This window comes from Paracraurococcus ruber (assembly GCF_004353985.1).
GTDB classification, from domain to species: Bacteria; Pseudomonadota; Alphaproteobacteria; order Acetobacterales; family Acetobacteraceae; genus Paracraurococcus; species Paracraurococcus ruber.
The window spans coordinates 1-7245 of sequence record NZ_SMOA01000261.1; the positions used below are offsets into that span (position 1 = coordinate 1).

General features: G+C 74.3%; 10 protein-coding genes. 3 read left to right on the top strand and 7 right to left on the bottom strand.

Annotated elements, in window-relative coordinates; translation table 11 throughout:
* Positions 1-121 precede the first annotated feature (121 nt).
* Positions 122-808 carry an RraA family protein gene (locus E2C05_RS26265; RefSeq protein ID WP_133222615.1) on the bottom strand — a complete coding sequence of 229 codons (687 nt, stop codon included), beginning with the start codon at positions 806-808 and terminating at the stop codon, positions 122-124.
* Between the two features lie 274 nt (positions 809-1082).
* Here E2C05_RS26265 and E2C05_RS26270 point away from each other — a divergent pair, with 274 nt between their 5' ends.
* Positions 1083-1628, top strand: a complete 546-nt coding sequence (locus E2C05_RS26270) for an ester cyclase (protein ID WP_133222616.1) — start codon at positions 1083-1085, stop codon at positions 1626-1628.
* 143 nt (positions 1629-1771) lie between these two features.
* On the opposite strand, the gene E2C05_RS26275 is transcribed toward E2C05_RS26270, so the two are convergent.
* From E2C05_RS26275 to E2C05_RS26285, 3 genes are all read right to left on the bottom strand, one after another.
* Positions 1772-2740 (bottom strand): Bug family tripartite tricarboxylate transporter substrate binding protein, encoded by a 969-nt coding sequence (locus tag E2C05_RS26275; protein WP_133222617.1) that lies wholly within the window; start codon positions 2738-2740, stop codon positions 1772-1774.
* Positions 2741-3021: 281 nt separating this feature from the next.
* Positions 3022-3603, bottom strand: coding sequence for a cytochrome b (locus E2C05_RS26280; protein WP_133222618.1), 582 nt, complete (start codon positions 3601-3603; stop codon positions 3022-3024).
* Positions 3604-3843: 240 nt separating this feature from the next.
* Positions 3844-4545, bottom strand: a complete 702-nt coding sequence (locus E2C05_RS26285; protein ID WP_133222624.1) for an SDR family oxidoreductase — start codon at positions 4543-4545, stop codon at positions 3844-3846.
* Between the two features lie 70 nt (positions 4546-4615).
* Between E2C05_RS26285 and E2C05_RS26290 the strand changes: the two genes are divergently transcribed.
* Both E2C05_RS26290 and E2C05_RS26295 read left to right on the top strand, forming a co-directional pair.
* Positions 4616-5788, top strand: a complete 1173-nt coding sequence (locus E2C05_RS26290; protein WP_133222619.1) for an NADH:flavin oxidoreductase/NADH oxidase — start codon at positions 4616-4618, stop codon at positions 5786-5788.
* 55 nt (positions 5789-5843) lie between these two features.
* On the top strand, positions 5844-6026 hold the full coding sequence (locus E2C05_RS26295; RefSeq protein WP_133222620.1) for a hypothetical protein: 183 nt from the start codon (positions 5844-5846) through the stop codon (positions 6024-6026).
* A 17-nt stretch (positions 6027-6043) separates the two neighbouring features.
* Here E2C05_RS26295 and E2C05_RS26300 read toward each other — a convergent pair whose 3' ends face one another.
* The 3 genes from E2C05_RS26300 to E2C05_RS26310 all read right to left on the bottom strand — a co-directional run bounded on the left by E2C05_RS26300 (position 6044) and on the right by E2C05_RS26310 (position 7167).
* Positions 6044-6352, bottom strand: a complete 309-nt coding sequence (locus tag E2C05_RS26300; RefSeq protein WP_133222621.1) for a hypothetical protein — start codon at positions 6350-6352, stop codon at positions 6044-6046.
* 54 nt (positions 6353-6406) lie between these two features.
* Complete coding sequence (locus E2C05_RS26305; protein ID WP_133222622.1) at positions 6407-6838, bottom strand: DUF1810 domain-containing protein; 432 nt, start codon at positions 6836-6838, stop codon at positions 6407-6409.
* 65 nt (positions 6839-6903) lie between these two features.
* Complete coding sequence (locus tag E2C05_RS26310) at positions 6904-7167, bottom strand: hypothetical protein (protein WP_133222623.1); 264 nt, start codon at positions 7165-7167, stop codon at positions 6904-6906.
* Positions 7168-7245: the final 78 nt, after the last annotated feature.

Below are 7245 nucleotides of genomic sequence, written 5' to 3' on the forward strand. Positions count from 1 at the left end.
GCGGCGGGGCAGGGCGGGGTCCGCGCCGCCCTCCGGGCGGGACGCGGGCCCGCCCGGCGGTGCCGGGCCTGGGCCGTGGGGCGCCAGGGGCGAGCGCTGCGCGCGGCCGATGCGGACCCGCTCAGCCGCCCAGGATGACCGCGGTCGCCATGATCTTGCGCAGCTTCTCGGTCTCGGTCGCGCCGGACTCCACCGCCGCCACCGCCTTCGCCTCGGCGGCGCGGACGGCGTCGAGGGCGGCGAGCACCGCCTCGGCACGCTCCACCGGCACCACCACCACGCCATCGGCATCGCCCACCACGATGTCGCCGCTGCGCACCGGGATGCCGCCGCAGACCACGGGCGCGCCGACCTCGCCCGGCCCGTTGGCGGCGGGGGAGGCGGGGATGATCCCGGCGGCGAAGGTCGGCAGGCCGGTGGCGACGATGCCGGCCCGGTCGCGCGCCAGCCCGTCCGTGACGAAGGCGGCGACGCCCTTGTTGCGCATCATGCCGATGACGAGGTCGCCGACCACCGCCGTGGTGGTGTAGCTGTCATTGGCGACGACGATGACGTCGCCCGGCTGCGCTTCCGCCAGCGCGCCGAAGACGCCGACGACATCGGCCGGATAGGCGAAGGCGGTCAGCGCCGGGCCGACGAAGGCGGCGCGCTCCGGGTCCATCGGCTTGATGCGGTAGTCCATGGCGCCGCGTCCATCCATCGCGTCCACGAGGTGGGAGGTCTGGGCGCCGCGGAAGCGCTCGAGCAGCGCCGGATCGGGCCGGCGATGCCCGCGATGGATCTTCAGCAGCGGCGGGTTGTCGAGCATGGCGCGGGTCCCTCCCTGGGCTGTGGGATGCTCGCGCGCGGCGGGCCACGGCGCAATCCGCGCGGGCCGGTTCGTGGGCGGATCGGGCGTGCCGCCGCGTGGCGTTTCCGCCTAGTGTCCCGAATCCGAAGTCCGCCGCCACTGGTGGCGTCCTTCGATCCGGGCCACTCGCCATTGTTTTCAGTGGCCTGCTGGTCCGCTGCGGTCGCAGCCGGTGGCTGCGAACTTCGCGGGCAGGACACTAGCCTGCCGGCCTTCGAGGGAGGAGCCGCGCATGCCCGAGCACGACCTGGCAGCCCTGTGGGAGGCGCATTGCCGCCACGAGTTCGAGACCCGCGACGTGGACGCGACCATGGCCACGATGGTGGAGCGCCCCTACGTCAACCACATCCCGACCATGACCGGCGGCGTCGGCCACGACGAGCTGAAGCGCTTCTACAGGTACCATTTCATCGGCGCGAACCCGCCCGATACCGAGCTGCGGCCGATCAGCCGCACGGTGGGCAAGGACCAGCTGGTGGACGAGATGATCTTCTCCTTCACCCACACCGCCGAGGTGGACTGGATGCTGCCGGGCATCCCGCCGACGGGCAGGCGGGTGGAGGTGCCGCTGGTCGCCATCGTCCGCTTCCAGGGCGACAGGCTGGTGCACGAGCACATCTACTGGGACCAGGCGTCCGTGCTGGTGCAGGTGGGGCTGCTGGACCCGCGGGGACTGCCGGTGGCGGGCGCCGAGACCGCAGCCAAGGTCGCCGACAGCTGCCTGCCCAGCAACACGCTGATGCCCAACTGGGCAGGCAGCGCGGGCAAGCCGATCTGAAGGGACCATGCGGGTCAGGGTGAACGCCGGCCGGCATGGTCAACGGGCTTGGCGCGCAGCCGCCACGCCGACCCGGCGCGCGATGCCGGTCCAGGGGGCGCCCGACCCCCGGCAGGGGCAGCGCGAGGGGGACCAACTCGACCTCAGCTGATGCGGATTCCCCGGCTGCGGATGATGGCGCCCCACTTGGCGCTGTCCGCCACCCTGTGGGCGGCGAAGGCGGCACCGTCGGCGGCGATGGGGATGAACCCCGCCGCCGTCACCTGGTCCCGCACCCGCGTCTCCCGCAGGTGGCGCAGCACGATGCCGGCGACGCGGTCGAGGATGGGCGCCGGCGTGCCGGCCGGCGCGACCATGGCCCAGTAGGTCGCGCTCTCGAAGCCCGCGACGCCGGCTTCGTCCAGGGTCGGCACCTCCGGCAGCCAGGGCAGGCGGCTGCGGCTGGTGACGGCCAGCGGGCGGATCATGCCGGTCGGGATCAGCGTGCGGGCCAGCGCGGCCTCCATGACGTTCAGCTGCGCCTCCCCGGCCAGCAGCGCCTGCGCCGCCGGCGCGCCGCCGCGATAGGGCACGTGCAGCATGGCGGTGCCGGTCATCGCCATGAACAGCTCCGTCGCCAGGTGGCTGGTGAAGCCGATGCCGGCGGTGGCGTAGGCCAGGCTGTCCGGTTTCGCCTTCAGCAGCGCCACAAGCTCCGCCACGCTGCGCGCCGGGACGTCCTTGTGGACGCAGAGGATGCTCGGCGCCTCCACCAGCAGCGCGACCGGGGCGAAGGCGGCGTCGGTGTCGTAGGGCATGGGGTAGAGATGCGGCGCGATGGCGTAGGTGCTGTTGCTCCAGATGGCGAAGAGGTGGCCGTCCGGCCGGGCGCGCGCCGCGGCATCCATGCCGATGGTGCCGCCGGCGCCCGGGCGGTTGTCGGTGACGACGGGCTGGCCGACCTCCGCGGTCAGGGCGGGGCCGAGCGTGCGGGCCAGCAGGTCGCCCGGCCCGCCCGGCGACACGGGAAGGAGGAAGGTGATGGGCCGCGCCGGCCAGGGCTCGGCGGCGCGGAGCGGGGTTGCGGCGGCCAGGCTGGCCACGAGCAGGGCGCGGCGGGTGAGGTGCGGCATCGATGCATCCCGAGGAAGCGGGCGTCGCGCCCGGCCGGGCCTGCGCGACGCTCCACGCCAATGGTCGCAGCGCGGATTCCCGCGCCCGGGCGTGCCTGCCCTGCCGCGATCCGCCCTGGCCGCGCGGCGCGATGCCGCGCGGGCTGCGGCGCTTCCGTCCCTCGGTTCCGTGCGATGCGCAGGCTACAGCGGCCCGGGGCCGCAAGGGAATGCCGCACCCGCCTGTCCGGCGGCGCCCGGGATGGGGCCGCGCGCGCCCCCGGTGACGCGCCGCGGCGGCGTCAGCGCGGCAGCATGCGGCGGATCACGCCGTCGCGCCGGATCAGGGCGTGGTGCAGCGCGCCCGCGACATGCAGCGCGATCAGGCCGAACAGCAGCAGGGCGACCGTCCCGTGCACGCCGCCGATCGTCTCGGCGAAGGCCTTGTCCGGCGCGACCAGCCGCGGCAGGGGCAGCAGCCCGAGGAGGCGCGGCGTGGCGTCGTAGGCATTCGCGGCCACCCAGCCCAGCAGGGGCAGCAGGATCAGCACGCCGTAGAGGGACCAATGCGTCCCGCGCGCCAGCAGCCGCAGCGCCGGCGGCAGGCCGGCCGGGGCCGGCGGCGCGGGGTGGGTCAGCCGCCAGCCGAGCCGCAGCAGCATGACCAGCAGCACGGTCGAGCCCATGGCCAGGTGCCAGGCGCTGAGGCTGTCCGCCGCGGAGTCCGGCAGGACCGCCGGCAGGAGGAGGGCGATGACGATCTGCGCCGCCACCAGCGCCGCCACCAGCCAGTGGAAGCCGCGGCTGACGGGATCATAGGGCTGCGCATCCTGCGGCTGCCTGGGCGCCGTTCGGTCGGCTGTGGCGCGCGGGCTGGTCGGCATGCCTGTTCATCCCTTGCCTGGCCCAGGGACATGGGGCCGGCGGCGCGGGCCGGGATCGGGAGGCCCCCTGGAATTCCGGCCCGGCGGCGATGACCACCGCGTGAGGCCGCGCCGGCCGGAGGATCCACGGCGCCGCCGGGAGCGGATCCCGCTCAGGTGGAAGCGCCTGATCGGGCGAAGATGATCGTCGATGCGGAAGGCCAGAGCGGTTGCCGTCGGCCAGGGCGGACGGAAACCGCCCTACTCCACGTAGATCATCTTCCGGGTCATGCCGCCATCGGAGACGAATTCCGCGCCGGTGACGAAGCCGCTCTCCGGCCCGCAGAGCCAGGCAACCAGCGCCGCCACATCCTCCGGCCGGCCGACGCGGCCGGCGGGATGCTGCGCATGGTCCGCCGCGCCGGGTTCCGGCCCCCTCGTCAGGATCCAGCCGGGGCTGACGCAATTCACCCGCACCTCCGGGCCGAGGCTCACCGCGAGAGCATGGGTCAGCGCCAGCAGCCCGCCCTTGGACGCGCTGTAGCTCTCGGTATCCGGTTCCGACTGATGCGCGCGGGTGCTGGCGATGGTGACGACCGCACCCTGCGCGGCGCGCAGCATCGCCTCCGCCGCGCGGACAAGCAGGAAGGCGCTGGTGAGGTTGGTGCCGAGCACGGCGTGCCATTCCGCAAGCGTCAGGTCGCGCAGCGGCTTGCGGATCATGAAGCCGGCGTTGCAGACCAGCGCGTCCAGTCGGCCTTCCTCCGCGGCGATGCCGGCGACCAGCGCCTGCACCGCCGCTTCCTCGCTCACATCCGCCCGGACGCAGCGCGCGGGATGCGCCGGCGCCGCGGCGTCGCGGTCGGCGACCACCACGCGCCAGCCATCCGCGGCGAAGCGCGCCGCCACCGCCGCGCCGATCCCGCGCGCCCCGCCCGTCACCAGCGCCACCTTCGCCGCCATCCCCGCGCCCTCCTTCCCAGGCCAGCGCATGCCTGTAGCATGGCCGCAACCGAGGAAGGGGAACGCCCGGATGCCCGCACCGCTGCTGTTCACGCCGCTGGAGTTGCGCGGCGTGACGCTGAAGAACCGCGTCGTCGTCGCGCCCATGCACCAGTATGCCGCGCAGCGCGGCTTTGCCACCGACTGGCACCTGATGAATGCCGGCCGCTACGCCGCGGGCGGCGCCGGCCTGGTGATCATGGAAAGCACGAAGGTGGAGCGGCGGGGCTGCGGCACGCTCGGCGACCTCGGCCTGTGGGACGACGCCTTCATCCCCGGTCTGGCGCGCTGCGTGCGCTTCATCAAGGCGCATGGCGCGGTGCCGGGCATCCAGCTCGGGCATTCCGGCCGCAAGGCGCGGCGCCATCGCCCCTGGGAGGGCGGCGGGCCCTTGCCCAGGGACGCCGTGGTGGCGGCGCTGGACGCGGCGGAATGGGAGGCCTGGGACCTGGTGGCGCCGAGCGCGCTGGCCGCGCCCGAGAGCGACCCGCTGCCGCGCGCCCTGACGCGGGCCGAGATCCCCGAGGCGATCGAGCGCTGGGGCCAGGCCGCCCGCCGCGCCCATGAGGCGGGGTTCGAGGTGCTGGAGATCCATGGCGCGCATGGCTACCTGATCCACCAGTTCCTCTCGCCCTTCGCCAACCGCCGCAACGACGACTATGGCGGCAGCGACCTGAACCGCATGCGCTTCTGCCTGGAGGTGGTGGAAAGCGTGCGGGCGCACTGGCCGGCGGAGAAGCCGCTCTTCCTGCGCCTGTCGGTCGAGGATGATTCCGGCTGGGGCCCGGCCGAGAGCGTCGCCTTGGCCAAGCTCGCCAAGCCCAAGGGCGTCGATGTGATCGACTGCTCCTCCGGCGGGATGTCCGGCGCGCCGGTGGTCTCGGCCGGGCCGATCTCCTACGGCTATCAGGTGCCCTATGCCGAGAGGCTGCGGCGCGAGGCCGGCATCATGAGCATGGCGGTCGGGCTGATCGTCCATGCCGACCATGCCGAGGGCATATTGCAGGAGGGCCGTGCCGACCTGATCGCCCTGGCGCGGGAGCTTCTCTACAACCCGAACTGGCCGATGGATGCGGCGCAGAAGCTGGGCGTGGACCCGCGCTTCGAACTCGTCCCGCCGCCGCAGGCCTATTGGCTGGAGAAGCGCGCCAAGCAGGTGAAGTCCATGGTGCCCAGCACCTATGCCCCTGCCATGCCGGGCTGAGGGCGGAACCCCGGCGGCGCGGCTTCGTTGCGAGGCGGAGCGAAGGAGAGACGCCATGCCCGCCGAGAACGACCGCGGCGCCGGGTCCATCACCGGCAACCATCCCGGGAAGCAGCCGGAGCCGGGGCCGGCCCCGGTCGGCCCCGCCGTCCACGCCCCGCCGCAGCAGCCGGTGGAGGAGCCGGACATGCCCGCCAAGGCGCCGCCCGGCCCGGCGACGCATCAGGGCGAGCGCTGAGGCGCCGACGCCGCCGCTCAGATCCGCGGCGGCGAAGCCAGCGGCTGCCAGCGGGCCGCGGCGAGCCGGGCGGATTCATCCTCCGGCCGCCGCTGCCGCAGGGTGAAGGGCAGGCCGAAAAGCAGGGCCGGCAGGGCGCAGACCGCGAAGGGCAGGCCGAGCGCGGCCAGCCCGGCGAAGGCGACGGCCTCGCCGGCCAGGACGATGCCGCCGAAGGCCAGGGCCCGTCGCCAGCCGAGGCGGCGCGCGGCGCCCAACGCCGCCAGCCCGGAGGCCAGCAGGCACAGCAGCAGGAACAGCAGGAAGGGCGCGGGTGCATCCGGCATGGCCGCTGCAACGCGCCCGCATGGCTTCCGGTCGCCGGCCTCGGCCGGCCGTGATCAGTCCTCCGCCGCCAGCAGCGCCAGGGTCGCCGGATCGGCCGCGTCGCCGAAGAAGCGGCGGAGCGCCGTGCGGTAGGGCTCCGCGCCCGGCCGCGCCGCCAGCATGAGCGTCAGGCAGGAGCGGAGCTTGCGCGCATCGACGCTGCCGAGGATCGTCGCCGCACCCGTTCCCGGCGCGGCGTTCAGCAGCGCGGTGCATTCGGCCATCCTTGGTCCGAGCACCGGATGGTCCAGATAGGCTCGCGCTTCGGCGAGGGAGGCGAGGCCGTAGCGCTGCGCCATGGCGCTCTGCCCCAGGCCGCGCAACTGCGGGAAGACGAACCACATCCAGTGGCTGGCCTTCCGGCCCGCCGCCAATTCCCGGCGCACCTGGTCGATGACCGGATCCTGCGCGGCGACGAAGCGCTGCAGGTCGGGGGGGTCCTGCATCGGCGGCCTTTCATGCTGGGTGTCCATGCCGGCCGGAGCATCGCGGCGGCCAGGCGGCGCCCGCTTCAGCGCCGCACCGCCGCCCGCGGCGCGGTCCAGGCGGCGGCGGCGCCGAGCACCAGCGCCGCGGCCTGGGCGATGCCCGTCGGCAGGCCCAGCCCGGCCAGCGCCACGAAGCTGCAGAACTGCCCGAGAAAGACGGCGGCGCCGAGGTTCAGCGCCGCGCCCGCATCGTCGTCGCCGGCATGGTTCAGCGCGGTGACCAGGCCGGCCAGCAGGGCGATCATCAGGAAGGCGCCATGCGCCGCCAGGACATTCAAGGACTGCATGCGTGCCGAACGCACAGGCGTCAGGCGGTTGCGCAGCCTCGCCGCCGCGTGACGCCCGGCCTATATCCGGCCGGTGGT

Coding starts and splice junctions, on each gene's coding strand:
- E2C05_RS26265 (WP_133222615.1), bottom strand. CDS start 808: ATGCTCGACAACCCGCCGCTGCTGAAGATCCATCGCGGGCATCGCCGG.
- E2C05_RS26285 (WP_133222624.1), bottom strand. CDS start 4,545: ATGGCGGCGAAGGTGGCGCTGGTGACGGGCGGGGCGCGCGGGATCGGC.
- E2C05_RS26280 (WP_133222618.1), bottom strand. CDS start 3,603: ATGCCGACCAGCCCGCGCGCCACAGCCGACCGAACGGCGCCCAGGCAG.
- E2C05_RS26290 (WP_133222619.1), top strand. CDS start 4,616: ATGCCCGCACCGCTGCTGTTCACGCCGCTGGAGTTGCGCGGCGTGACG.
- E2C05_RS26275 (WP_133222617.1), bottom strand. CDS start 2,740: ATGCCGCACCTCACCCGCCGCGCCCTGCTCGTGGCCAGCCTGGCCGCC.
- E2C05_RS26295 (WP_133222620.1), top strand. CDS start 5,844: ATGCCCGCCGAGAACGACCGCGGCGCCGGGTCCATCACCGGCAACCAT.
- E2C05_RS26270 (WP_133222616.1), top strand. CDS start 1,083: ATGCCCGAGCACGACCTGGCAGCCCTGTGGGAGGCGCATTGCCGCCAC.
- E2C05_RS26305 (WP_133222622.1), bottom strand. CDS start 6,838: ATGCAGGACCCCCCCGACCTGCAGCGCTTCGTCGCCGCGCAGGATCCG.
- E2C05_RS26310 (WP_133222623.1), bottom strand. CDS start 7,167: ATGCAGTCCTTGAATGTCCTGGCGGCGCATGGCGCCTTCCTGATGATC.
- E2C05_RS26300 (WP_133222621.1), bottom strand. CDS start 6,352: ATGCCGGATGCACCCGCGCCCTTCCTGCTGTTCCTGCTGCTGTGCCTG.